Annotated in this window: 22 protein-coding genes; 13 read left to right on the forward strand and 9 right to left on the reverse strand. The window is 35.6% G+C overall.

Features of this window, described 5'->3' with window-relative positions; all coding sequences use genetic code 11:
• Positions 1–3: 3 nt before the first annotated feature.
• The 7 genes from LX80_RS12830 to LX80_RS12860 all read right to left on the reverse strand — a co-directional run bounded on the left by LX80_RS12830 (position 4) and on the right by LX80_RS12860 (position 6371).
• Positions 4–1134 carry an acyltransferase family protein gene (locus tag LX80_RS12830; protein WP_111297058.1) on the reverse strand — a complete coding sequence of 377 codons (1131 nt, stop codon included), beginning with the start codon at positions 1132–1134 and terminating at the stop codon, positions 4–6.
• A gap of 177 nt (positions 1135–1311) precedes the next feature.
• A complete protein-coding gene (locus LX80_RS12835) occupies positions 1312–3348 on the reverse strand; it encodes a M13 family metallopeptidase (protein WP_170120461.1) in 2037 nt (678 codons plus the stop codon).
• A gap of 226 nt (positions 3349–3574) precedes the next feature.
• Positions 3575–3685, reverse strand: coding sequence for a 30S ribosomal protein THX (locus LX80_RS12840; RefSeq protein ID WP_111297059.1), 111 nt, complete (start codon positions 3683–3685; stop codon positions 3575–3577).
• A 90-nt stretch (positions 3686–3775) separates the two neighbouring features.
• Positions 3776–4045 carry an HU family DNA-binding protein gene (locus tag LX80_RS12845; RefSeq protein WP_111297060.1) on the reverse strand — a complete coding sequence of 90 codons (270 nt, stop codon included), beginning with the start codon at positions 4043–4045 and terminating at the stop codon, positions 3776–3778.
• 298 nt (positions 4046–4343) lie between these two features.
• Positions 4344–4649 (reverse strand): DUF4286 family protein, encoded by a 306-nt coding sequence (locus LX80_RS12850; RefSeq protein ID WP_111297061.1) that lies wholly within the window; start codon positions 4647–4649, stop codon positions 4344–4346.
• Positions 4646–5434, reverse strand: a complete 789-nt coding sequence (locus tag LX80_RS12855; RefSeq protein WP_245898062.1) for an exodeoxyribonuclease III — start codon at positions 5432–5434, stop codon at positions 4646–4648. Before LX80_RS12855 ends, LX80_RS12850 begins: the two co-directional genes overlap by 4 nt.
• A 43-nt stretch (positions 5435–5477) precedes the next feature.
• Positions 5478–6371 carry a hypothetical protein gene (locus LX80_RS12860; protein ID WP_111297062.1) on the reverse strand — a complete coding sequence of 298 codons (894 nt, stop codon included), beginning with the start codon at positions 6369–6371 and terminating at the stop codon, positions 5478–5480.
• 206 nt (positions 6372–6577) lie between these two features.
• On the opposite strand from LX80_RS12860, the gene LX80_RS12865 reads away from it, so the two are divergent.
• The 3 genes from LX80_RS12865 to LX80_RS12875 all read left to right on the forward strand — a co-directional run bounded on the left by LX80_RS12865 (position 6578) and on the right by LX80_RS12875 (position 12321).
• Positions 6578–7327, forward strand: coding sequence for an LOG family protein (locus LX80_RS12865; protein ID WP_111297080.1), 750 nt, complete (start codon positions 6578–6580; stop codon positions 7325–7327).
• A 40-nt stretch (positions 7328–7367) separates the two neighbouring features.
• The gene (locus LX80_RS12870) at positions 7368–10487 is read left to right on the forward strand and encodes an AsmA family protein (RefSeq protein ID WP_111297063.1); all 3120 of its coding nucleotides are present in this window, start codon (positions 7368–7370) and stop codon (positions 10485–10487) included.
• Between the two features lie 379 nt (positions 10488–10866).
• Positions 10867–12321, forward strand: a complete 1455-nt coding sequence (locus LX80_RS12875) for a Gfo/Idh/MocA family protein (protein ID WP_111297064.1) — start codon at positions 10867–10869, stop codon at positions 12319–12321.
• A 544-nt stretch (positions 12322–12865) separates the two neighbouring features.
• On the opposite strand, the gene LX80_RS12885 is transcribed toward LX80_RS12875, so the two are convergent.
• On the reverse strand, positions 12866–13216 hold the full coding sequence (locus LX80_RS12885; protein WP_111297066.1) for a type II toxin-antitoxin system HicB family antitoxin: 351 nt from the start codon (positions 13214–13216) through the stop codon (positions 12866–12868).
• Between the two features lie 574 nt (positions 13217–13790).
• Entirely contained in the window at positions 13791–13991 is a 201-nt protein-coding gene (locus LX80_RS14400; RefSeq protein WP_146250516.1) for a hypothetical protein, read from the reverse strand.
• 179 nt (positions 13992–14170) lie between these two features.
• On the opposite strand from LX80_RS14400, the gene LX80_RS12890 reads away from it, so the two are divergent.
• From LX80_RS12890 to LX80_RS12935, 10 genes are all read left to right on the forward strand, one after another.
• On the forward strand, positions 14171–16648 hold the full coding sequence (locus tag LX80_RS12890) for an SLBB domain-containing protein (RefSeq protein ID WP_111297067.1): 2478 nt from the start codon (positions 14171–14173) through the stop codon (positions 16646–16648).
• A gap of 17 nt (positions 16649–16665) precedes the next feature.
• On the forward strand, positions 16666–17766 hold the full coding sequence (locus LX80_RS12895) for a GNVR domain-containing protein (protein ID WP_111297068.1): 1101 nt from the start codon (positions 16666–16668) through the stop codon (positions 17764–17766).
• A gap of 225 nt (positions 17767–17991) precedes the next feature.
• Positions 17992–18288 (forward strand): nucleotidyltransferase domain-containing protein, encoded by a 297-nt coding sequence (locus LX80_RS12900; RefSeq protein ID WP_111297069.1) that lies wholly within the window; start codon positions 17992–17994, stop codon positions 18286–18288.
• Positions 18278–18733 carry a hypothetical protein gene (locus LX80_RS12905; protein ID WP_111297070.1) on the forward strand — a complete coding sequence of 152 codons (456 nt, stop codon included), beginning with the start codon at positions 18278–18280 and terminating at the stop codon, positions 18731–18733. Before LX80_RS12900 ends, LX80_RS12905 begins: the two co-directional genes overlap by 11 nt.
• Positions 18734–18762: 29 nt before the next feature.
• The gene (locus LX80_RS12910; RefSeq protein ID WP_111297071.1) at positions 18763–20058 is read left to right on the forward strand and encodes a flippase; all 1296 of its coding nucleotides are present in this window, start codon (positions 18763–18765) and stop codon (positions 20056–20058) included.
• Positions 20051–21157, forward strand: a complete 1107-nt coding sequence (gene glf, locus LX80_RS12915) for a UDP-galactopyranose mutase (protein WP_111297072.1) — start codon at positions 20051–20053, stop codon at positions 21155–21157. Before LX80_RS12910 ends, glf begins: the two co-directional genes overlap by 8 nt.
• On the forward strand, positions 21157–22035 hold the full coding sequence (locus LX80_RS12920; protein ID WP_111297073.1) for a glycosyltransferase family 2 protein: 879 nt from the start codon (positions 21157–21159) through the stop codon (positions 22033–22035). Before glf ends, LX80_RS12920 begins: the two co-directional genes overlap by 1 nt.
• 40 nt (positions 22036–22075) lie before the next feature.
• A complete protein-coding gene (locus LX80_RS12925; protein WP_111297074.1) occupies positions 22076–23416 on the forward strand; it encodes a hypothetical protein in 1341 nt (446 codons plus the stop codon).
• Positions 23403–24491 carry a glycosyltransferase gene (locus LX80_RS12930; RefSeq protein WP_111297075.1) on the forward strand — a complete coding sequence of 363 codons (1089 nt, stop codon included), beginning with the start codon at positions 23403–23405 and terminating at the stop codon, positions 24489–24491. Before LX80_RS12925 ends, LX80_RS12930 begins: the two co-directional genes overlap by 14 nt.
• A gap of 151 nt (positions 24492–24642) precedes the next feature.
• Positions 24643–24909, forward strand: a complete 267-nt coding sequence (locus LX80_RS12935; RefSeq protein WP_111297076.1) for a transposase — start codon at positions 24643–24645, stop codon at positions 24907–24909.
• The last annotated feature ends 238 nt before the right edge of the window (positions 24910–25147 follow it).

A 25147-nucleotide genomic window follows, 5' to 3' on the forward strand; every position in this document is an offset into this window, starting at 1 on the left:
GTTTTAAACCCTTACGTAGATTTTCTTTTTATCTAAATAATAACCCACTACCCAGCATAGCAGCATGTAGGATATGGCGAATAGGAATGAGCCTAAATAAGCGCCGGCATGAATATAAATATTCAAGTATAACCATTGAATAAGCCCATGATAGCCTTCCAATGGAATCATGTAAAACACGGTAACCAACAGCTCAGACAATAAATAAATGAACAATGGATTTTTCCCGAATACCTGGAAGAAATAGCTGATTTTCCCTTCGCCCCAATTTTTAAAAGTTACAAAATACATTACGGCTGCAATAATCATACAATCTAACCCAACCGTATGCAATACAAATGCACTGGTCCACAATTTTTTATTAATAGGGAAAGATAAATTCCAGAAATAGGATAATACGAACAAACCAAAACCGGCCAGTAACAAATGGGTCAAGGTTTCATAGGTGTTCCCTTTTTTTTGTATGTAAGCACCCGCAACATAGCCTGCTACAACATTAGCTATGGCGGGCATTGTGCTTAACCATCCTTCGGGGTCAAAAGCTACACCTTCCCCATGGTACATATGGTTGGGGCCCATTAACCAAACATCTAAATAATATCCGGCATTGGTTGTCATACCATAAGGGTCAGCCGGATCGCCCCAATAGTACATAATTCCCCAATAAATAAACAGCAAAGCAATGGCAATATATAATGTGGTTTTAGGTTTTAAAAACCAAATTAATAAGGAAGCAATACCATAGCAAAGGGCTATCCGTTGTAATACACCCATTATGCGTGTATTAGCAAAAGGTGCCGAAATAATGTTATGTTGTGCATCTAATCTAAAAAAAGGGAACCAATACATCAGGTAACCCAATAAAAATATAAGTACTGTACGCTTTACAATTTTACCTACAACCCAGCTGTTGGCTTTGCCAGCCCATTTTGGCATTACAAAACTCATGGCATTACCTACTGCAAATAGAAACGATGGGAACACTAAATCTGTAGGTGTAAAGCCATTCCAATGAGCATGTTGAAGCGGGGCATAACTTTCAGGGCCACCGGGTGTATTTACAATAATCATGAAACAAATGGTCATGCCTCTGAATATATCTAAGGCAGTAAAACGTTGTGTGGGGGCGTTCATGGCAAGCGTTGGTTGTGTTGGTTAGGGATTTTTAAAATTACATAATAAAAGCAAAAAATGAAATTAGCCACTATTAAATTATGCGCTTTTTGTTACACAAACGCTTGCATATAAATAAAAAAACCGGTTTTTGACAAACATCAAAAACCGGTTGAGTGGGTTTATTAAAGAAACTAATTACCAAATTTTAATACGTTCATTTTCCGGCAAATACATTTTTTCACCCGGCACAACGTTAAATGCTTTGTAAAACGGTGTAAAGTTCATTAAAGGGCCGTTTACTCGGTACATGGCAGGTGAGTGGGGGTCCGTATTAATCAATCTTAAAGCATATGCATCTTTTTCTTTTGAACGCCAAATTTGCGCCAACGATAAAAAGAAGCGTTGATCAGGTGTATAGCCATCAATTTTTTGAGTAGTGTCTTGGCCTTCTTTAGTCATTTTAAATGCATCATAAGCAATGGCTATGCCCCCAATATCGGCAATGTTTTCACCGGTAGTTAAGGCACCATTTACATGTACTGTATCTAAAATGGTAAAGCCATTGTATAACTGAATAACTTGCTGCGATTTTTTTCTGAATAAATCATAATCACTTGTACTCCACCAATTTTTTAAGTTGCCATCTTTATCATATTGTGCACCCTGGTCATCAAAACCATGTGTCATTTCATGGCCAATTACCATACCAATGCCGCCATAGTTAATGGCATCATCGGCCTGAGGGTCAAAGAATGGGAATTGTAAAATACCTGCGGGGAAAACAATTTCATTGTACAATGGATTGTAGTAAGCATTAATGGTAGGCGGGGTCATTTCCCATTCTGTTCTATCTACCGGTTTGCCTAACTTACTAATCATGTATTGGTAGTTATTGGCTTCGGCAGCCATTATATTGTTGAAGTATTGGTTACGTTGAATGTTTACTTTGCTGTAATCTCTCCACTTGTCGGGGTATCCAATTTTTTTAATGAATGCTTGTAGTTTATCTTTTGCTTTTTGTTTGGTAGAATCGCTCATCCAATCTAAATTATTAATACGATTTGCAAATGCTTTTTGCAAATTATTCACCAATTCATCCATGCGTTGCTTGGCTTCTTTTGTAAAATATTTTTCTACATACAATTGCCCCAATGCTTCGCCAATTTGTGCATCAATGGTACGATAAACATTTTCCCAACGGGGCTTCATTTGTGTTTGTCCGTTTAAGGCTTTGCCATAATAGTTAAATGAAGCTTGTACAAATGGGGTACTCAAATAACGAGCTACACCATTTAAAGTGTGTAACCGTAAATACAATTGCCAGGTAGCAATTGGCTGTGTGGTAATGAGTTGATTAAGTTTAGCATAAAATTCAGGTTGTTGCACATTGATTGAATCTACCTGTATGTTCAATGTTTTTAACAGCATTGGCCATTGCAGATTAGGCATGGTTTTGCTAAGTTGTGCAACGGCCATTTTGTGGTAGTTGCTTTGCGGATCGCGAAGGGCTACATTGGTTTTATGACTTTCAGCCATTTGTTTTTCCAATGCATATACTTGCTCAACTTGTTGTGTAGCAGTAAGGCTGTCTGTTCCGGTTAGTATTAATAGTTTTTGTAAGTAGTTTTTATAAGCTTGCACTACGGCTTGTGTAGCAGCATCGGTTTTAAAATAATAATCGCGATCGGGTAAACCTAAACCGCCCTGGCTGAATACAGCAATGGTAGCCATACTGTTTTTATCGTCGGGATACACACCAAAGTCAAACAACATGCCACTTCCACGGGTATGCGCTTGTGCTGCGTAATGAATAATGTCGGCAGCATTTTTTAATGTATTAATTTCATTCAATTCCGGCTGAATAGGCGTATAACCCAGTTTTTCAATGGTAGTTGAATCCATGCCCGAAGCAAAAAAATCACCTACTTTTTGTTGAATACTGCCGGCAGGTGCAGCATTTTTTTCAGCATCTAACAAAATGGTATGAATATTATTTTTGGTGCGATTATATAAATCGAGAAAAGCACCTGCACCTACTTCAGAAGCAGGAATGGTAGTTTTTTTCAGCCAATTGCCATTAGCGTAAAGAAAAAAATTATCTCCGGGTTTTACGGAAGTGTCAATGGCACTAAGGTCAATAAAAGCAGAAGGTGCATTCTGTTTTTGTTGACAGCCGGTGCAGGCAAGCATTGCCAATGCTGTGCTTGTTACAAATGTTTGTACAAATTTCATGTGCTTGGTTTTAATGAATAATAAAAGTAACCGACAAAACTACTTGTGGCACTTAAAAATAAATGGAAAAATATTGCAAATTATTATTAATGGAATAAAATGTTGATGAACGGATTGTATGCTTGGCAATTGCTTTTCAACAGTTATAAAGAACCGGAATAAAAAAAGGATTGGATAGGTTTTTCAGAAAAAAGCCGACCTGATAACAGGGCGGCTTTTTAAGAAGTTACGATGCTTTAACAGCAAGTTTTTTTACTTGTTTTTTGTGTGGTCTTGTTTTGCCAAATGAGCCTTTAAAACGCTTGCCTTTGGCTGTTTTTTTGTCACCTCTACCCATAATAATTTTTGATTTTAATATTTGTTTACGAGCAAAAATAAAAAAAAATCCTGCTGATGCAGCAGGATTTAAATTTTGTGTTGCAGAAAATTACAATTTGCTGCTTAACTCTTTACCGGCTTTAAAGCGGGCAACTTTTTTAGCTTTAATTTTAATAGGCGCGCCGGTTTGAGGGTTACGACCGGTACGGGCAGCACGCTTTGAAACTGAGAAAGTTCCAAAACCTACTAATGTAACTTTTCCACCACCTTTTAAAGTTTTAGTAACTGCTTCTACAAATGAATCTAAAGCAGCATTTGCTTGTGTTTTAGTAATTTCAGCGTCTTCTGCAATTTTTGCAATTAATTCAGCCTTGTTCATAGATGATTGTTTAATTAGTTAAATAACAAAAACAAATGTATAGGCTTTTACCAATTAACAAAATATTTTTTCATTTTTTTTGAGCACATGTTTTGCCCCAAAATACTGTAAGCATAAGGCTTTCCCCAAAACGGGCATTGTTTCGATATTCAGTAATGCATGGTATTAATTCGCTGAAATGCACTGTGGGCAAGGGTTTGGCTTGATTAGTGATAGAAAATGAGATGCAGCAAGGGTTTTCGGGAAATATAGGGAAGTTTGTTCAATGAAAAAATAGTAGTAAAAAAGCTTTCCACATTCAATGCACAACCTGCATAACAGTGCTGAAACTAAGCATTTGCTGCCCCCATTTTTGCTGAATTTCTTCATGCAACAACCTTTCAAACTCATTTCTAAAGCGTTTTACTTGTGCAATGGAAGGGGCATAAAACTGTATGGCATAGGTTTTTCCTTCACTTTCATCGGTCTCTAATAATTCAACCCATTGGTATTGTTCAAAACAGCCGGTTTGCATAATGGCAGGTATGTGTTCGGCTTTCATCCATTGTAACCAATCGGAAATAATAGGTGTGGCAATATGCGATGTTATGTTATAAATTATCATACACTTAATTTAAGGCTTGCAAAAACAGGGCAATGATCGCTGTGTTTTACATCAGGAAAAATAGCTGCTTCAGTAAGTGCTTCTTTTAAATTGTTACTGATACATATATAGTCTATTCGCCATCCTTTATTTTGTAAACGTACAGATGGGAATCGTTGACTCCACCATGAATAAGCCCCTGTTTGTGTTGGATGTAAGGCCCTGAAAGTATCAATAAATCCTGCTGCTAAAAATTTTTCCATCCAGGCTCTTTCTTCCGGTAAAAATCCTGATGAGTTTTTATTGCCTTTGGGGTCGTTTATGTCTATTTCCGTATGCGCAATATTGTAATCGCCTGTAATAATTAGCTGTGGCCGAGTTTTGCGCAGTGTTGTTAAATATGCTAAAAATTCATCAAGCCATTGGTATTTATAAGTTTGTCGTTCATCGCCGCTGGTGCCTGATGGGAAATATGCATTAATCAAGGTTGTTGCTCCAAAGTCTAATCTTATCACTCTTCCTTCAAAATCACTTTGTTCTTTTTCATGCCCATAAAATACTGCATCAGGTTTTATTTTAGTAAATACAGCTACGCCGCTATATCCTTTTTTTTGCGCCGAAAACCAATAGGTTGAATAGCCTAATTGCTCAATGGCTGCTATATCAACATCGCTATTAGCGGCTTTTGTTTCCTGCAAACAAATAATATCAGCAGGATTGGTTTGCAACCATTCTAACAAACCCTTTTTAATTGCTGCTCTAATGCCATTTACATTGTACGATATAATGCGAATTTTTTTTTGCATAGTGAAGCATTTTTGCTTTTAATAAAAAAGTTATTAGAAACACCTAATCGTTTGTTTGTATCACCTTTCCTGTAGGAAATGTAACACCAATACTAAGTATTAATTCGTAAGTGCCAAATGCTTGTTTGGCGCGTCCTTCATAAACTTTTAAATGGCTGTAACGGGCATAATCTACCTTATTCGAAAATTCTAAGTAGGCATATTTAAAAAAGGTAGCTCGTAAAGCACCCTCAAAACCCATATTCCATCCACCCAACTGAAAGCCTGCATCGTTATTTTGTCCAAATAGCATATTTTGTACATGCGGAATTACAGGCCCAATACCTCCTTTGCCTAAGGCATCTATTTTTAAATTGCCATCTCCGGTTTGGTATAAATGCCAACGTTTTACTAAATTAAACAATAAAAAATTGGCTCCATTATTTAAATAGTAGGCAAAGCCATTAGGTTCATTAAAAGCAACCGTAGTATCTACCTCTCTGTTATTTAACTTCCCAACAATATGGGCATTTTGGTCGGCAAAAATATATTTCGTGTGATCAAAATTTATTTCAAAAAACAGGCCTTTCTTGCGGTTAATTAAAAATCCTAATCGGTAATTGTACTGCGGAATGGAGATAGGTATGCGCATTATTCCTTCATCCCAGCCAATATGATCGTGTGCTTTTACTGCTTTAAATGTGTAATCGTTCCCTAAGCTAGGTTGTACTACTTTAATGTTGCTGTGTGTATACCACTCTTTGTTATATCCCCAAGAAAAATAAAACGCTCCTTTCCGTTCTTTTTTGTGCTTAATGTTAGTCTGTGTTTGCGCTGCTAAAAATTGTATACTGCCTGCCATGCCTATTAGTATTATGGCTACTACTCTAAAATGCTGCTTCATATATTGTTTTGTGTTTTGCTCAATAAACCCTTGCCAATCTTTCTTATTATCCACTCAACAGCATTTTATATCAATAATGAACCAGCTATTGTTACGGATTTGGAAATTGGTTGCAAAAGTATTGTGTAAACGTTAACGAGCAATTTTTTGATTACAATTCAGTTATTTCCGTAATTTGAAAAAGGATTATGGAAGTATTGTTTTGTGGAAGCACCATTTCAATACACCCAAGCATTAGGAAGTATTTAAAGCAATTCATTATGAAGACAAGTGAAAGAATTTTACCCGCTACACAAAATTATTATTTAGAAGGTCCCAAGCCCCGTGTCAATGAACTAAAATTTGCCTGGCGAGTATTCATTGAATTTTTAAAGAGTTTTCGCGTATTGCATTTTGTGGGTCCCTGTATTACTGTATTTGGTAGTGCTCGCTTTAAGCCCGACCATCCTTTTTATAAAGCTTCTGAAGAATTTGGTAAGCGCATTGCTAAGATGGGCTTTACCACAGTAACGGGTGGCGGTCCCGGTACCATGGAGGCTGCTAATAAAGGTGCTTTTGAAAATGGCGGTAAATCTATAGGATTGAACATAAAACTACCTTTCGAACAAAAGTTGAATCCTTACGTGCATAAGTCGCTCACCTTTTCACACTTCTTTTCCCGTAAAGTGATGTTGGTGAAATATTCTTATGCATTCATTATTATGCCCGGTGGATTTGGTACGATGGACGAATTTTTTGAAACCCTAACATTGGTGCAAACCAAAACAATTACTCAATTCCCTATCGTAGTTTTTGGAAAAGAATTTTATCAACCCTTGATACAATTAATTGAAAAAATGGCCGTTGAAGGTACCATTAGTAAAACGGATATGGATTTGGTGTTATTTACCGATGATTTTGATGAGGCAATGAATCACATCAAAACCTACATCCGTCAAAATTATGTACTGAAGCCACGGAAGCGTGTTTGGTGGTTATTTGAACCCAAGCCGGTATCATTAGTTTTATGAATATCTTTATGTATATTTAGTTTATCCTAATGCTCCCGTCATGCCTGAATTTTCATTCATCAAAAAAATACGCAATGTTGTAAAAGTAATTATCATTGTTATTGTTGTTTTTTTTGGTTTATTGTTTGCTTTGCCATTACTCTTTCCTACAGCAGTATCCAATAAAATTCAAAGTTTTGCGAATAGTCATATTAATGGGCAGTTGGCATTTTCTAAAGTGCGCCTTTCTTTTTTTAACCACTTCCCTTCATTAACCTTAACCCTTTACGATTGCAGTTTAAAAGGATCTGCGCCTTTTCAAAATGACACGCTACTTTCTGCCAAAGAATTGGCATTTGGTATTAATGTAGCTTCACTACTCTCCCGCCAAATTAAAGTTGATGAAGTATACTTAACACAGGGAAATGTGTGGGTACAAGTAGATACTGCCGGACATGCCAATTATAATATTTGGCAATCTTCATCCGATACTACTCAATCTAACAATGATAGCTCGGGTACCGCATTGAAAATTGAACGTATTCAAATTAGTAAAACCAATGTTACTTATAACGATCAGTCATTGCCGATGTTAATTCGTGCAAAGCAACTGAATTATTTGGGTAAAGGCGATTTAAGTAAAGCTGTTTTTGATTTACATTCTTCTTTACTCATCGATTCGTTGGATATTGATTATGCCAATAACCACTATGTGGGCTCTAAAAAATTTAAAGCACAACTCATTACTAAAGTCAATACCCATTCCTTAAGTCTGTTGTTTGAAAAAAATGAAGTGGTATTAAATCAACTGCCTTTCCGATTTCAAGGGCGCTTCGATTTTTTGAAAGACGGATATTACATGAACTTTAACCTTCAAACCAAAAATGCCGATTTGTATGATGTGTTAAGTGCTATTCCACCCGAATACAATGAGTGGTTCAGTAAAATGGATGCAAAAGGCGCTACCCAAATTAGTGCTGTGCTAAAAGGTATATACCGGGCTTCAACTAACACTATGCCTACCTTTACTATGCATGCTGCTATTAAAGATGGTTATCTTGATCATGAAAAAGCACCTGCACCTATCCATCATTTAAACACTGCTATTAACTTTCAATTCCCACAGTTTAATACCGATAGCCTGCAGTTGAATATAGATACCCTGTACTTTTCAATGGATAAAAGTTTTTTCCATGCTTCGGCACATATTACGGGCGTAAATACACCATTCATTCAAACACATATTCAGGCCAACTTAAACCTGCAACAACTGCAACAAGCTTTAGGGATAGCCTCACTTAAAATGCGTGGACATTATATTTTGCAAGCACATGCCAGGGGTACTTATGCTACTAAAATTGTTCCCAATGGTTTACGTAAAGTTGATACCGCTATAAGCAGTATTCCTGTTTTCAGCCTTCATTCTTCTTTAGAAAACGGATTTGTACAATTGGCTGATTTGCCAAAAGCAATTGATACTTTACAGTTTCAACTCAATGCCCATTGTGCTGACGGGCAATACCGGCATATTATGCTTGAACTAAAAGATGCATATGTAAAGGCAATGGATAATTACGTAAAAGCCAATGGTTCTTTTACTGCTTCTATTCCCAGCAGCGTTGCTGCTAACATAATGGCATTGGTGCATTTAAATGAAATAAAAGATTTTTTCCCAATTGGCAATTATGTTTTCAATGGATTGCTTACCCTGCAAACCAATATAAATGGCAGCATTAATCCGGAAAAGAAACGATTGCCCATTCTTTCGGCGAATGTGCAATTGGCCAATGGCAGCATATTAACACCTTATTATCCTAAGCCAATTGAGGCCATTGATGTGCAAGCCAATGTTTCCAATAGCAACGGCAACTATCAAACCATGAAAGTAAATATTTTGCCTATTCGTTTATCTATTGAGGGGCAGCCATTTTTACTTCGTTTAAATGTTCAGAATTTTAATAATTTATATTATAACTTATATAGCACCGGTACGCTCGATTTAAATAAATTGTATCAGGTATTTCACTTGTCCAACTATCGCTTTGCCGGATTAATTAAAACCAATATTACCATGCAAGGCCATCAAAATGATGCATTGGCCGGCAGGTACCAATTGCTATACAATAAAGGCACTTTGCAATTCAATAATGTTCAGTTGTATTCCGACTTGTATACTTTGCCTTTCATTATTCATTCCGGTAAATTCCATTTTGATCAGGGTAATATGGTGTTCGATGATTGTAAGGCCGGCTTCGGGCAATCAGATTTTACTTTAAATGGTTCATTAGAAAATGTAATTAATTATGTGTTGAGCAATCAACCTTTGAAAGGACAATTCCAACTGAATAGTAACAAAGTAAATGTAGATGAATTCATGGCCTTTAAACCCGGCGCTTCCAACACTAACACAACTGTTAGTACACCCACATATGGTGTTGTAATGATACCTGATAACTTATCATTAACGCTGAATACCAACTTAAAAAAAGTGTTGTATAATGGTATACCGTTAGATAGTTTGCATGGCTCCATCATCATAGACAGCGGTAGTATTCAATTGCAAAACTGTGGCGTGAATGTAATTGGTACGCAGGTGCAAATGCAGGCAAAATATAAAAACAAAGGCACACAGTCGGCTGATTTTTATTATCAGGTGAATGCGAAAGATTTTGATATTCAAAGGGCTTATCGGGAAATTCCAATTTTTAGAACGTTGGCAAGTTCGGCTGCTTATACCAAGGGTATTGTAGCCTTACAATACCAATTAAGTGGCCGCTTAAATAATGCCATGATGCCCATTTATCCTTCCTTAACCGGTGGTGGTGTGTTGAATTTAAAAAAGGTATCGGTAAAAGGCTTTCGTTTATTCGAAGCATTAAGTAAAGCTTCGGGCCGTGATAGTTTAAATAATCCTGCACTGGCCGGAATTAATATTCACAGCAAAATTGCCAAAAATATTATTACCATTGAACGTACCCGTTTAAAGATATTTGGCTTTCGTCCTCGTTTTCAAGGGCAGATAAGTTTTGATGGTCAACTAAATTTAAGTGGCCGGTTGGGCTTACCGCCACTGGGTATTATTGGTATTCCTTTTACCGTAACCGGAACAGAAGAAAAGCCCATAATAAAAATGCGCCGCGAAACAGCCGCAGATGAATTGAAGGAAACCGATGATGAATAATTTTCAAACAAACTTAGAGCAATTAAATAGCACTTGTATAAGTTGAATAATGCTTAAAATAGCTTCATTGCTGGTTTGAGGATTACTTATGCCGACTTGATATTCATCAAAAAATACTTACATAATACTTTGATTATTGTGCGGTGGCCATTCGGCTGCGGTACAAGCTTCATCAACATTGTAAGCTAATTGGTGCCATCTAACCATTGAAAAGGTTTACCATTATATAATCTTTCCTTTCGTCCATTTCATTTTTTCAATTCTGCATTTATCAGTACATTCAATGCGTATTTTATAAAGCTGTTTCCATTAGCATTATGAAATGCACAATGATTCATTGATACCTTATTTCAATAATCCATATCAACACATTTGCCACATGAAAAAGAAATTAAACAATGCAGCCGACAATTCTCGCCGCAATTTTTTACGCAATGCTGCTTTAGCCGCTACGGGTTTCTATATTGTGCCTCGTCATGTACTCGGTAAGGGATTTATTGCTCCAAGCGATAAACTGAATGTTGCCGGTGTTGGCATTGGAGGAAAAGGAGAAAGCGATTTGTGGAATTTTTATCAAAGTGGCAAAGCCAATATTGTTGGTTTGTGCGATGTGGATGATCGTATGGCAAAGACAAGCCGGTCACGTTACCCCAAAGCCGCTTACTTTCACGACTATCGGGAAATGTTAGATAAAATGGGTAAAAGTATTGATGCTGTTTCTGTTTCAACACCCGATCATATGCACGCCGTAATTGCTATGGCCGCCATGCAAATGGGTAAGCACGTATATGTGCAAAAACCCATGGCGCACGATATTTATGAAGCCCGTGTAATGACTAAAGCTGCGCATCAATACAAAGTAGTTACACAAATGGGTAACCAGGGTGCTTCAGGCGATGGGGTAAGGCAGTTGCGCGAATGGTATAATGCCGGCGTAATTGGTGAAGTAGATACTGTATATTGTTTTACGGATAGACCCGTTTGGCCGCAAGGAATTGCATGGCCCAACCCTGATCCCAATATTCCTGCCGGCTTAGATTGGAAGTTGTGGCAAGGCAACACCGCTTTGCGCGATTATGTGGATGGTTTACTGCCTTTCAATTGGCGCGGTTGGTGGGAGTATGGAACCGGTGCTTTGGGCGATATGGGCTGTCATTTAATGGAAGCACCATTTAGGGTATTAGGATTAGGATATCCTACCGCGGCTGAATGCAGTGTGGCAACCCAATACACCAAACCATGGACAAGGTCTTTCCATCCTGAAAGCGGTCCCATAGCTTCGCACATTACATTAACTTTTAACGTCAATGGGCGTACCGTTAAATTACATTGGATGGATGGTGGCATACAACCCGATAGGCCGGAAGAATTAGGATCAAATGAATTGTTCGGGGATGGTGGTAATGCTATTTTATTTGTTGGCAGCAAAGGAAAAATGATGGCCTCTACCTATGCCGAGAACCCAAGATTATTGCCATTATCGCGCAATCAGGAAGTGCATGTACCACAAACATTGGCTCGGGTGCCGGGTAGTGCTAATGGGCATTATGCCGCTTGGGTAGAAGCTTGCATTGCCGGTTATGGCAGTAAAGAACAAAAAGAATTAAGCTCCAACTTCGACCTGGCAGGCCCTTTAACTGAAATTGTGTTAATGGGTAATTTGGCCATTAGAAGTTATAATGTGCAAGAGCCGAATCCAAAAAATCCAAAAAGCTTTATTTATCCGGGGCGTAATATTCAACTGCAGTGGGATGGAGCCAATATGCGCATTACGAATTTTGAACCTGCCAATGCATTTGTAAAACGTACGTATCAAAACGGATATAGCTTATAAGCTATCATCCCTTACATTCTCTAACGGTTGGTGTCCCCACCAACCGAAACGAAATTATCTTTATCTCTCTATCGGTTGGTGTCCCCACCAACCGAAACAAAGATCCCTAAAAGGAATTGGTCAATAAAGCCTTAAGGCAAAGGAAAGATGTAGATGTGGTGGGTGAGGACACCCACCACTAAAGAAAATAGATGTGGTGGATAAGGCCACCATCCATTAGTGGAAAGTTAGAGACACTAAACACCAGAAATAAACAGATAGTGCTTTGTTATTAGAATTATTTCTTTTCTTTGATTTAAAAGTTTTTAATTTCTGCTTCAAATTGGTCTTTCGAGATTCCGAGGGTTTTAAGATTTGTATGAATATGTAAAATTGGAATTTCCTTGTATTTTGTTCGAACAGTAACAGTTCTTGTAAGTCGTTTTGGGTGTCCTTTAGGGTAATTATAATGGTCGTGTGAAGCCTTTGTTCGTTCATATCTTAATCCAAGGCTTTCTAACCATGCGATAAATTTGTATGTAGGGATTTGCTTAACTCCCATTTTTCAGCAAATTGGAACGCTCCAGTTTTCGTTGAATTGTTGTCTTAATGAACCGGCAGGTATATTAAGTTCAACCATTGCCGGAGGTTCAGCTTTTTTGTGGTTTTGAATATTAATATTCCATCCATTTCTAATCAAATCCTCATGAAGTGAACCGTTTTCTTTGCAATCTTCAAGATAAGCTTCCATTACTTCGTCAAAACCAATTTTAGCTTCCTCAATGGTATCGCCATAAGAAGAAAGATTAAGGGAAGGGCAGTATGCAACATAGTAGTCTCCTTGTTGAAATACAAGTACATTCAACTGAAGTTCAAGTACATTATCAAGACCATCTGTTTTAATGTAATTTTTCATTTTTTTATCTTACTTCCAATATTAGAAACATAAAATGTGCCTAAATGTTGAATTATAATCTAAAGAATTCAAAATTAAAAATAGGGATTTGTCTTGTATTAGCCAATCCGCTTAAATAAAAGTCGAAAACCAATGACTTATTGTTGGTGAGCAAAATTATAGCTCTTATTCTATCGGTTGGTGTCCCCACCAACCGAAACGAAGATCCTCAAAAGGAATTGGCCATTAAAGCCCCTAAGGCAAAGGAAAGATGTAGATGTGGTGGGTGGGGACACCCACCACTAGGAAAAACATCTCTCTAACGGTTGGTGTCCCCACCAACCGAAACGAAAATCCTCAAAAAGAATTGGCCATTAAAGCCCCTAAGGCAAAGGAAAGATGTAGATGTGGTGGGTGGGGACACCCACCACTAGGAAAAACATCTCTCTAACGGTTGGTGTCCCCACCAACCGAAATAGGAAACTGAATACCCTTTACGCAGTTTTCTAAACTGCTCTCTAACACTGCTTACACAGTTATTTTAACACTCTCCACAGTTATTTTAACACTCTCTTAAACACTCTCCACAGTTATTTTAACACTCTCCAACCATTACCCATCCTTCTCCCATACATTTACCTATCAACAGCGTTACGCAACGCTGTTGACTCGAAGCAGTCTCGAAGCAATATCGAATCCATTGCATAACCAATAGCGTCCACTTTTCAAATGATATAGCTATTGATGGGTATTCTAACAGTACATCCATTATGCTTTCTAATGTCCTTATGTTCATTTTTCTAATTAAAACCTGTAGTATGCATTGAAACTAACCCATGTTTGTTTTTGTTGATGGCCTATCCCTTTACGTTTTAACAAAATCATAATTCTTTTACCCTCAATTATTCTGTTTTACTTTAATACAAACAGACTTATATTTGCGGCTATTATAAACATCCTTTTAACACAGCCCGCATGGTGCATTCATACAAACAGTATTTCTTTCGTGTTTGCTTACTATTGGGTTTCGCCCTCTTATCATTTTATACACAGGCGCAATTACCGGTTGACATTAATCAGCTTTCCGACCAGCAGCTTATTCAATATGTACAACAAGCCAACTTGGCGGGTTTAACACAAGATCAACTGATTGCTAAAGCCCGTGAAAAGGGTTTAAGTGATGCCCAAATTGCGGCATTGCAACAACGTATTCAGGCTTTGAATTTGGGGGCAAGTACCGGAGGAGCTTCGTCTAATACAACCGGAACCAATAGTAAAAGAAATGCAATACCTACTTATGGTCCGGGTTATCGCGATTCTATTAAAGGCTTACAGGTATTTGGTACCGATTTGTTTTCACAAGATAACCTCACCTTCGAGCCTAATTTAAATATTCCTACACCGGCCAATTATATCTTAGGTGCCGGCGATGAATTGGTGGTGGATGTGTATGGCTATTCAGAAACCACCAAAAAATTACAGGTTACACCCGATGGTTATGTGCGTTATCCGAATGTGGGTCCCTTGAAAGTAATGGGATTAACTATTGAAGAAGCCAGACAAAAAATTAAAGCAGCTTTGCTGAAAATATACCCCGGCATTAGCGCAGGCAATACGTTTGTACAAGTTACCTTAGGTCAAATTCGTAGTATTAAAGTAACCATGGTAGGTGAAATTAAACGCCCCGGTACTTATTCACTCCCCTCATTAGCTACCATTGCCAATGCATTGTATGTTTCCGGAGGCCCTTCTAAAATTGGAAGTTTACGACACATTAGCCTAATGCGCAATGGCAAACAAGTGGTTGATTTTGATTTTTACGACTTTTTATTAAAAGGCGACCTATCTAAAAATGCGTTGTTGCAAGATGGCGATGTAATTAGTGTAGCACCTTATGCGCTTAGGGTGGCTATAAAAGGAGCCGTTAAAAAGCCGGCTATTTATGAATTAGGTAATACCAATAATATAGCCGCCTTATTGCAATATTGTGGGGGATTTGCCGATATTGCTTACAAGGCCAGAGTGCGTATTCAGCGTTTTGGTGAGGCCAATCGCGAAATGCTAACCATTCCCACAGCGCAGTTTCAACAATTTGCTTTAGCATCCGGCGATACGGTTTTGGTGGATAGCGTAGCTAATTTATATGCCAACCGTGTTTTGGTGGGCGGTGCTGTATATCATCCCGGGAATTATGGGCTGAATGATATGCCCACGTTGCAGCAATTGGTAAAAGCCGTTCAACCTCGTGAAGATGCCTATTTAACCCGTGCTATTATTCGCCGTTTGGATAAAGACTTTCAACCCAGTTTGCTGAGTTTCAATGTACAGGCGGTATTAGATGGACAATATAATCTGCCTTTGCAGCGGGAGGATTCTATTTATATCTATCCTATTTCCGAGATACGGGAAAAATATATGGTTACCATTACGGGTGAAGTGAATAAGCCCACTCAATATCTTTTTGCTGAAAATATGAAGGTGGAGGATTTGATTCTAATGGCCGGCGGATTAAAGGATGGGGCTAGTTTAAAACAAATTGAAGTTTCCCGCCGTATTCGTAACGCCAATAATGGTACCGATTCTAATGCCTACGCCATTATTAAAGAAATAAACCTGACTACTGATAATTTGGCCAACGACACAGCGAATAATATTAGCCTGCAGCCATTTGATATTGTATCCGTACGTCGTTCACCCATGTATAAAGACCAAATTACCGTTGATGTGCAGGGTGAGGTACTGTATCCGGGACAATATACCGTTTCTGCCAATTCAGAGCGGTTAAGTGATGTGATAAAGCGGGCAGGGGGATTAAAAGATGATGCTTATCCTGCCGGTGCCATATTAATCCGCAATACCTATCAACAACGTTCAGAAGCTGATAGTACTTTAATCAACAACAAACTCAATGCTTTGGAAGTGCAAAGCAGTAATGCATTGATGGCTACGGATGCATCCGGTAATCCAATTACCGCTGATACCACTAAAAAAAGTCGTTTGGAAGCTTCCATTACTGAAGCGAAAAAGCAGGTAGGGATTCGGTTAGACGAAGCTTTGGCCAACCATGCTTCTGTGTATAATTTATTATTAGAAGAAGGCGATGTGATTAAAATACCAAAACAATTGCAAACCGTGCAATCTTTTGGCGGGGTATATGTATCGCAGAAAGTGGTATATACCAAGGGTTTAACATTTAAGAAAGTCATTGACCAATCGGGGGGCTTTCAGCAATATGCTTCCCGTAAACGGAGCTATGTTATTTATCCCAATGGGGAAATAAGAAGTACCAAACACTTTTTGTTCTTTAAAACCTATCCGGAAATAAAACCCGGTACAGAAGTGTACGTGCCTATTAAAAAGCGTACACCGGCTAATGAAATAGCCAGTACCGGTGCAGCCTTTGCTTCTATAGCAGGATTAATTGTTTCATTGGTATATTTAATTAAAAAATAAGCAAGCCGTACAGGTGTATGACACAAACAACCGAACCACAAGAAGAATATTATAGCCTGGCCGATATATGGCAGCAGGTAAAAGGCTTTTTGCGTTATTTGCGGCAGCAGTGGGCTTGGCTGTTAATAGCGGCTATTATGGGCATAGGGGGGGGTATTCTGTATTATTACCTGCAAAAACCGGCTTATCAGGCGGAAGAAACCTTTATTTTGGAAGAAAAAACCCCCGGTGGTGGAGGATTAGCAGGATTGGCTTCTCAATTTGGATTTGATATAAGTAGTTTAACCGGCAGCAGCAACATTTTTTCAGGCGATAATATTTTAGATATTTTAACCTCACGCCGCATAGTTGAACATGTTTTGTTGAGTAAAGTAGACAGCAACCAAACCAATGGTCCAACATTGGCAGATGTGTTTTTAGATTTCAGTAAACTGAAAAAAGCCTGGCGCCACAAACCCGGGTTGGATACCATCAATTTTTATCGTGTCAGCGGCCGTAATAGCCTTAGTTTGTTGCAGGATAGTGTATTGCATGAAGTATATAAACGGGTAACGCAAAAATATGTGTCTGTAAGCCGGTTAAATAAAAAAGGAACCATTATTACCGTAACGGCTACATCTATCAATCCCGATTTTTCTTTGTTATTGGCCCGCCGAATGGTAAAAGAAGCCAGTGATTTGTACATTGACATCAAAACCTCGGTATCTGCTTCCAATGTCAATCGTTTACAGCAAAAGGCAGATTCGTTATTGGCCTTATTAAATAACAAAAGTTATCAGGTAGCCGGCATGCAAATCAACGATGCCAATCCGGCTTTAAAATCAGTATTGGTACCCACCGAACTGGCTTCCCGCGATAGAACCGTATTAGCAACACTATATACGGAAGTAGTGAAGAATTTGGAAACCGTGCGTACTACTTTAATGCTGCAAACGCCGGTGATTGAAGTGTTGGATATGCCGCATGCACCGTTGGAAGATGGGAAGATGAAGTTGAGTTTGGTTATCATCATTGGTTTTTTCATAGGATTGGTAGTAGGTGTAGGATATGTATTTATTCGCTATTTACAACAGCATTGGGCAATGAATGCAGCAAAAAATATTCCTCCATTGTCTTAGTGCGCAAAAAGTGAAATGGAATTTGTGTGTAGGAAAAATAAATTTATTGAATACTGCACAACCTACTTGGGAGTGAGGTTAGCGAAGCTTTGTGTGGTTTATTGAATATAAGCGTGTATTAAAGTAAATTATTAATTACTATGTAACTTTATTATTCCATAATTATAGTATTTAGTAATTCAAAATTGTGGAATAAAAGTTAGGAAAATAAATTATGTAAATACAATGCGAATTACCCAACAACAGGCAAAAGCCATTGTACAGCAGGTGAAAGCCATTGATGCGGAAGCTGCCGTTTATTTATACGGCAGTCGGGTAAATGATGCATTGAAAGGGGGGGATATAGACATTGCTATTGTGAGTAATAACATCGCCATAAAAGATAAAGTAGCGATACAGATGAACCTATATGATGTATTGGAAGGTTTAAAATTAGATATATTGGTGGTAGAAGATACTGAGATGCCTTTTTGGCAAGTGGTGCAGTCAAGTGCCATTAATTTAAAAGCATATGTTGAATAAGCAGTTAGCGTTGTTAAGAGCAGATTTTGCTTTGCTGGAAGAGGCCATGTTGCAAATGGAATATTCTATACAGAAGTGTAAGCATTTAATTGAAATGCCTGTTGAAGCATATACCCCTGAAGCATTGGAGCATATTGAAGCGTATACAGCACGGTTTGCCAGGCTATCAGATATGTATTTAAAAAAAATTATACGGAATATTGCAGTAATGGAAGGCTATGCCACCAACTCATTTAGGGAAACTTTAGAGTTAGGATCAAAATTAGGTTTTATAGCCAATGCCAACATATTGTTAGAAATAAGGGTATTTAGGAATGAAATAGCACATGATTATATTCCCTTATTGCAAAGTAAAATTTTTGTGGAAGTAAACAGGGTATTGCCTTATTTACTGGAAAACATTCAAACCAGTAAAAAATATATGGTTCTGAATGGCTGGTTGTAATATTTTTTAGCAGCTAAAAAAAAATTGGATTGACAGTTATAACAAGGTTACTCAAAAAAAATATTTTTAAAGATTTTTTATCGGTTTCTTTTATACAAGGGTTAAACTATTTAGTACCCTTGTTATTAATGCCCTATGTAGTAAGGAGATTGGGACCCGAATATTTTGGGTTAGCATCTTTTTCTCAATCTTTTGTTCTGTATTTTACTTTGATTGTTAATTATGGGTTTGATTTATCCGCCACCCGTGAAGTGGCTAAAGCAACAGGTAACGTGAAACGACAAGGGCAAATTTTTAATGAAATTTTGCAGGTAAAAACTTTCTTATTTGTAATTAGCTCAATTTTATTTTTAATTGTTATGGCACTAACGCCTAAATTAAAAGAGCACGCTCAATTACACATCGTCAGCTATTTAATAAATATTGGTGCTGTTTTATTCCCCATGTGGTTTTTTCAGGGAATCAATCAATTAAAGATGGCCACTATTTTTAATTTCTCGGCTAAAGTGCTTATGGCATTATTAGTTATTTTATTTGTACACAATGCTAGCGATTATGTTAATTATAATGGAGCTTTAAGTCTGGCACAAATTCTACTCGGTATTAGCAGTTTTATATATGTATATAAAAAATATACTATTAAATTGTATTGGATAGGTTGGTTAAAAATAAGGGTAATTTTAAAGCAAGGATTCTCCCTATTTCTATCCATGATTGTAATTAATTTTTATACAACTACTAATATCGTTTTGTTAGGATTTTTATCAAATAATACGGCTACCGGTTATTTTGCCGGAACAGCAAAAGTAATAGCTGTTGTAATGACGGTGATGTTAATGCCATTAAGTTATATTTTGTACCCTAAAATAGCACATACGCTGCACCATGATAAAGAGGCTGGTATTGAGCTATTGCAGAAGACTATTTGGATAGCATTCGGTATAGGATTAATAATGAGTTTGGGAGTATTGATTTTTTCTAAATGGATAATCATAATACTTTTTGGACAATCTTTTTTACCTGCACAAACAACACTAATCATAATGAGTGCTTTACCCTTTTTAATTGCTTTGAGTAATGCTTTTGGAATTCAGGGTATGTTGAATTTTAAAATGGACAAAGCATTTTTAAAAATAACCAGCTTGGGAGCAATTTTGTGTGTTGTAGTAAACTTATTTGTAATACCTATTTATAATCAAAATGGCGCTGCATTTGCTTGGCTTTTTACTGAATGTTTTATTACGGGAGCAGCTATTTTTTATATTAAAAAAGTTCTTCCAACGATATTTGATTTTAAGATATTAAAAAACTTAATCCATGTTTGATTTTTTAATTGTAGGGGCTGGTTTTTCCGGAGCTGTTCTAGCGGAACGGATCGCATCACAATTAGGCAAGAAGGTTTTAGTTGTTGATAAACGTAACCACATAGGAGGCAATGCCTATGATTATTATAATGAAGCCGGTATATTAATACATAAGTATGGGCCTCATTGGTTTCATACGAACGATAAGGGAGTTTTTAATTATTTATCTCAATTTACTAAATGGCGATATCATTTCCATGTTGTAAAAACATACGTTGATGGACGTTTGTTACCTATTCCCATTAATATGGACACTTTAAATAGTTTATATGGATTAAATCTTCAGTCACCCGAAGAGGTTCAAGCATATTTCGATAAAGTAAAATTACCTATTTCCAATCCTAAAAATAGTGAAGAGGTAGTTGTAAGTCAGGTGGGCGAGGATCTTTATAATAAATTCTTTAAGGGATATACATTAAAACAATGGGAAATTCATCCTAAAGATTTGGCTGCAAGTGTTACTGCAAGAATTCCGACAAGAACCAATAGAGATGAAAGATATTTTACAGATACTTACCAATGTATGCCAAAAGATGGATACACTGTTCTATTTCAAAATATGCTTAATCATCCTAACATATCAATATTGTTAAATACTGATTATAAGGATATTCAAACTTTTATCCCTTTCAATAAAATGATTTATACTGGTCCAATTGACAGTTTCTTTGATTATAAATTTGGTAAACTGCCCTATCGAAGTTTAAAATTTGAGCATGAAACGCATAACAAAGAATATTTTCAATCGGTGCAACAAGTGAATTATCCGAATGACTATGATTTTACCAGGATAGTTGAATGGAAACACGCTACCGGACAGCAATCTTCTGTAACAACCATTACACGTGAATATTCTATTTTGGCCAATGATGAAACTGATAAATATTATCCTATTCCTATGGAAGAAAACCATCAATTATTTAATTTATACAAAAAAGAAGCTGATAAGTTGGGTAATGTAATATTTTGTGGTAGGTTGGCAGATTATAAATATTATAATATGGATCAGGTAATTGCTCGGGCATTAATGATATTTGAAAAACAAATAAATACAAAGTAATGAAGATTGCTGCAGTTGTTGTAACATATAATCGGTTAAGTTTATTGAAAGAATGTATACAGGCACTAAGAGCGCAAACTTATCCTTTGGATAAGATTATTGTTGTTAATAACTCAAGTACGGATGGCACTTTGGAATGGTTATTACAACAACCCGATTTAGATGTCGTAACACAGGAGAATAGTGGAAGTGCAGGTGGACAATATACCGGAATTAAAAAAGCTTATGATGAGGCATTTGATTGGATATGGTGTATGGATGATGATACAATACCTTCATCTGATGCATTATTAAAACTTATTGATAAAATTCCTCCAATTGAAAAGCATGTTGAATTTGAGATAGGCTTTTTATGTAGCAAAGTGATTTGGATTGATTCAACCCCTCATCAAATGAATATTCCTGCGATGCGATCTTCAATTGGGTCTCTGCCGTTTAATTTCTTAAATGTAGATAACGTTTTATTGTGCGAAAGTGCATCTTTTGTTTCAATTATTTTCAATAGGAAAGCAATTTCAAAACTTGGATTCCCAAACAAAGATTATGTAATTTGGGGTGACGATGTCGAATATTCAAATAGAATGACTCAGAATAGATATTTAGGTGTTTATGTAAATGATTCAATAGTTTTACACAAAACAACGAAGAATAAAAATGCAGAAATTATTTTGGAAGATGAAGTTAATTATGTAAAGTTTTATTATGGCGTAAGAAACACTATATCTAATTTTAGAAAATATAGAAAAAAATTCTATTTTTTGATGATTTTAAAAACATTATTTTACAATCCCTACCTGATTCTTTTCAAAAGGAAAAATAAAAGGTTGAAGCTTTTATTTTTAAATATGAAAGCACTTTTTGCTTCCATAAATGTTTGATAGGATTTTAATATAGTTTGATTGTTTTTTAAATAGTATTATGCTAACATTTAAATTTAAAAGGCACGATTTTTTTATATTTTTCATCTTGATTTTGACATTTTATGTATTTAATATTTTTAATTTATATTTAAATATTGGTTTTTTAAAAGTATCTTACATTTTTGTTTTTGTCATTTCATTATTTCAAATAATAAAAAATGGTAAACAAAGTAAATCGCTGTTTGTTCTTCTTCTTTTTATTTTCTCTTATTATATGAAGATTAAAGAATATTTATTTGATAATATTCAAATTTTTAATCCAAGTAGTTTTGATGAGAAAATATATACGTTTCGATCTATATTTTTATATGAAGTTTTTTTTCTAATTTTCTTTCTTTTTCTTGATATTAAAAATTTTACTTCATTTAATTTAAGATTTAGCCAATGCAAAAAAAATAGTTTAATTTTTTTCATTTGTATAATAATATCTCTTTTAATTACAATTTTAGCCAAGAACGGTACAAATTTATTTTCTTCAAATAATTCTATTGGTTATGGGGAAAATGAAATAAATGCTACTGGAATAATTGAGTATAATGTGTTTTTTTTCTTGATCGCTTACTTATTCATGCCCAAAAATAAATTTTATTTTATCATTCTTTTATTCTCTATTTTATTTTATTGTATAAAAAATATTTTATTAGGTGGGCGAATTGAAACATTTCAGGTTTTTTTAGTTTTTTTATTTTTGAGATTAGAAAATAAAATAAATTGGTTTTTTTTATTATTTATTATATTTATTTTTTATTATCTATCTAAACTATATGAGTCAGTTAGACTGAATCCACTAGAATTATTCTATACCCCCTTAAATGAAATTCTATTAGGTCCATTTTATCAGAAAAAAGATGTTTCAATAACTAATCAAGGTGAAATTTTTTCTGCAACTAATCGATTGTTCTCCCTGGTAGATGTCGGTGTACTTGATTTAAAGATGAGAATACTTAGTTTTTTCTCTTTTTTACTTTCAATAATTGTACCATATTCTTTTTTGCCGGATTATGCTGTTTTAAGTAAATTTTTGAGTGATAAATATTTTACATTGGGCGGCAGCTTGATTCCTGGTTACTTATATGTTTGGTTTGGTTTTTTGGGATTATTGATTTCATCCTTTTTACTTTCTTATCTATTTAATTACTTCGCAAACTCTATGAACAAGTATCACAACTTTTATGCTTTACTTTTTTTTGCTACAACTCCGAGATGGTTTGCTTATAATCCCTTGTCATTAATAAAACTTAATTTCTATGGTTTAATTATATTTTTTCTTTTTATTCAATTAAATAAATATTTGATTTCTATTAAAATATCTAAAACTAATTTTCTTGAAAGTAGATAATAAAATAAAAATTATTTTTGCAGCGCAGTTTTCTGATCCAATAAATGGAATGATCTTAATTAATAGATTATTTTTCCATCATATTGCAAGCACAAACTCTTATGAAATAATTAAATTTGATTTGGGAAATGGAAGCCCTGCCAGTATTAAAAAATTGGTCCTTCGTTTAAAACCAATTTTTAAGCTTTGTTATTATTTAGTTTCTAATTACAAAAGAAAAAACTGTACAATTTTTTACTTATCTGTTTCACATGCTGCTGGAATGTATTTTGAATTCATTCCATGGGTTATTTCAAGTAAGTTTGTCAATTTAAGAATAATGCACCATCATACATATAAATATATTAATAAAAAATCATGCCTGATGCAGGTAATGCAAAAAAATAAAAATACTAAAAATATTTTCTTGTGCGAACACCAACAAATACATTTTAATAATTTGTATAAAAAATCTAATTCTTATTTGAACGATTATATTCTTTCAAATTTTTTTTATTTTCAATTTTTGAATAAAAATTCTCTTAGCCATCATTTAAAGCCTTGCGGACCTCAAATTCAGATTGGTTTTTTGTCAAATCTTCAAATCGAAAAAGGTATTTTTGAGTTGTTTGAAATTGTACGAATTTTCAAAAATGATACTCGAGTCAATTTTAGTATTGTTGGGCCTGTTCATGATAAAAAGATTTTTAAATTGCTTAAAGAATTTGATGGTTATAGTAATTTTTCTTACTCCGGTCCATTATATGGCCACGATAAATCTAAATGGTTTGAAAAGATTGATATTTTCTTATTTCCATCGCATTTTGATTCATTCCCTTTGGTGCTAATGGAAGCTATGTTTTATGGTTCAATTGCATTATCTACAAATGTTGGTTGTATTCCAAATCTAAATCTTCAAGAGTTTATATTTAATAAAGAAAATTATGTAGAATCCGTAATTAATTTCATTAATTCATTTTTGGTTTCTAATGAATTTAGAGATTTGGCAAAATCAAAGAATCGAAATTACTTTAATGAAATCTTTAATAATTCATTAAACATAGATTCTGATATTATTGAGATATTTAAAATTTAATTTTTTATATAAAAAAATAATTTTGGGTTTTGTTGTTTGACTTATAATGGAATGAAATATTTATCCAATTTTATTTGTAAGCCTCCCCAAATGTTGACTGTTTGAAGTTAAAGTTGATAAAAAAGGTAGTTAACTTTAAATTTTGAAACAGATGAAAAAAGGAAGATTTACCGAAACGCAGATAGTATCTGCTATTAGAAAACAGGAATCAGGGTTTGCTGTTAAAGACATTGCCCGGGAAATGGGTATAAGTGAAGCGACATTTTACAACTGGAAAGCGAAGTATGGCGGCATGGAGGTAAGTGAGGTTGTAAAGATGAAGCAGATGGAAGCAGAGCTCAGTGAGTACAAAAAGATTGTAGCAGAACTGAGTCTTGAGAATCGAGATATGAAAAACCTGATTGCAAAAAAGTTTTAACGCCTGAAGCGAAACGGGAAGCTGTTCATCATTTGCTAGAAGAAGAACAGTTAAGTAACGGTAAGGCGTGTGAGCTGATAGGTATATCCCGCAGCACCTACCAGTATCAATCAAAGCCCAAGGACGATGGAGCAATTCAGGATGCACTGATGGCACTTACTACAAAGCATGTTGCCATTGGGTTTTAGCAATGTTGTTATCGTCTTTGGAATAAAGGACACAAGTGGAATCATAAAAG

The sequence above is a fragment of the Hydrotalea sandarakina genome (assembly GCF_003254115.1).
Taxonomy (GTDB): Bacteria; Bacteroidota; Bacteroidia; order Chitinophagales; family Chitinophagaceae; genus Hydrotalea; species Hydrotalea sandarakina.

Coding starts and splice junctions, on each gene's coding strand:
- LX80_RS12830 (WP_111297058.1), bottom strand. CDS start 1,134: ATGAACGCCCCCACACAACGTTTTACTGCCTTAGATATATTCAGAGGC.
- LX80_RS12835 (WP_170120461.1), bottom strand. CDS start 3,348: ATGAAATTTGTACAAACATTTGTAACAAGCACAGCATTGGCAATGCTT.
- LX80_RS12840 (WP_111297059.1), bottom strand. CDS start 3,685: ATGGGTAGAGGTGACAAAAAAACAGCCAAAGGCAAGCGTTTTAAAGGC.
- LX80_RS12845 (WP_111297060.1), bottom strand. CDS start 4,045: ATGAACAAGGCTGAATTAATTGCAAAAATTGCAGAAGACGCTGAAATT.
- LX80_RS12850 (WP_111297061.1), bottom strand. CDS start 4,649: ATGATAATTTATAACATAACATCGCATATTGCCACACCTATTATTTCC.
- LX80_RS12855 (WP_245898062.1), bottom strand. CDS start 5,434: ATGCAAAAAAAAATTCGCATTATATCGTACAATGTAAATGGCATTAGA.
- LX80_RS12865 (WP_111297080.1), top strand. CDS start 6,578: ATGAAGACAAGTGAAAGAATTTTACCCGCTACACAAAATTATTATTTA.
- LX80_RS12870 (WP_111297063.1), top strand. CDS start 7,368: ATGCCTGAATTTTCATTCATCAAAAAAATACGCAATGTTGTAAAAGTA.
- LX80_RS12875 (WP_111297064.1), top strand. CDS start 10,867: ATGAAAAAGAAATTAAACAATGCAGCCGACAATTCTCGCCGCAATTTT.
- LX80_RS12885 (WP_111297066.1), bottom strand. CDS start 13,216: ATGAAAAATTACATTAAAACAGATGGTCTTGATAATGTACTTGAACTT.
- LX80_RS14400 (WP_146250516.1), bottom strand. CDS start 13,991: ATGAACATAAGGACATTAGAAAGCATAATGGATGTACTGTTAGAATAC.
- LX80_RS12890 (WP_111297067.1), top strand. CDS start 14,171: ATGGTGCATTCATACAAACAGTATTTCTTTCGTGTTTGCTTACTATTG.
- LX80_RS12895 (WP_111297068.1), top strand. CDS start 16,666: ATGACACAAACAACCGAACCACAAGAAGAATATTATAGCCTGGCCGAT.
- LX80_RS12900 (WP_111297069.1), top strand. CDS start 17,992: ATGCGAATTACCCAACAACAGGCAAAAGCCATTGTACAGCAGGTGAAA.
- LX80_RS12905 (WP_111297070.1), top strand. CDS start 18,278: ATGTTGAATAAGCAGTTAGCGTTGTTAAGAGCAGATTTTGCTTTGCTG.
- glf (WP_111297072.1), top strand. CDS start 20,051: ATGTTTGATTTTTTAATTGTAGGGGCTGGTTTTTCCGGAGCTGTTCTA.
- LX80_RS12920 (WP_111297073.1), top strand. CDS start 21,157: ATGAAGATTGCTGCAGTTGTTGTAACATATAATCGGTTAAGTTTATTG.
- LX80_RS12925 (WP_111297074.1), top strand. CDS start 22,076: ATGCTAACATTTAAATTTAAAAGGCACGATTTTTTTATATTTTTCATC.
- LX80_RS12935 (WP_111297076.1), top strand. CDS start 24,643: ATGAAAAAAGGAAGATTTACCGAAACGCAGATAGTATCTGCTATTAGA.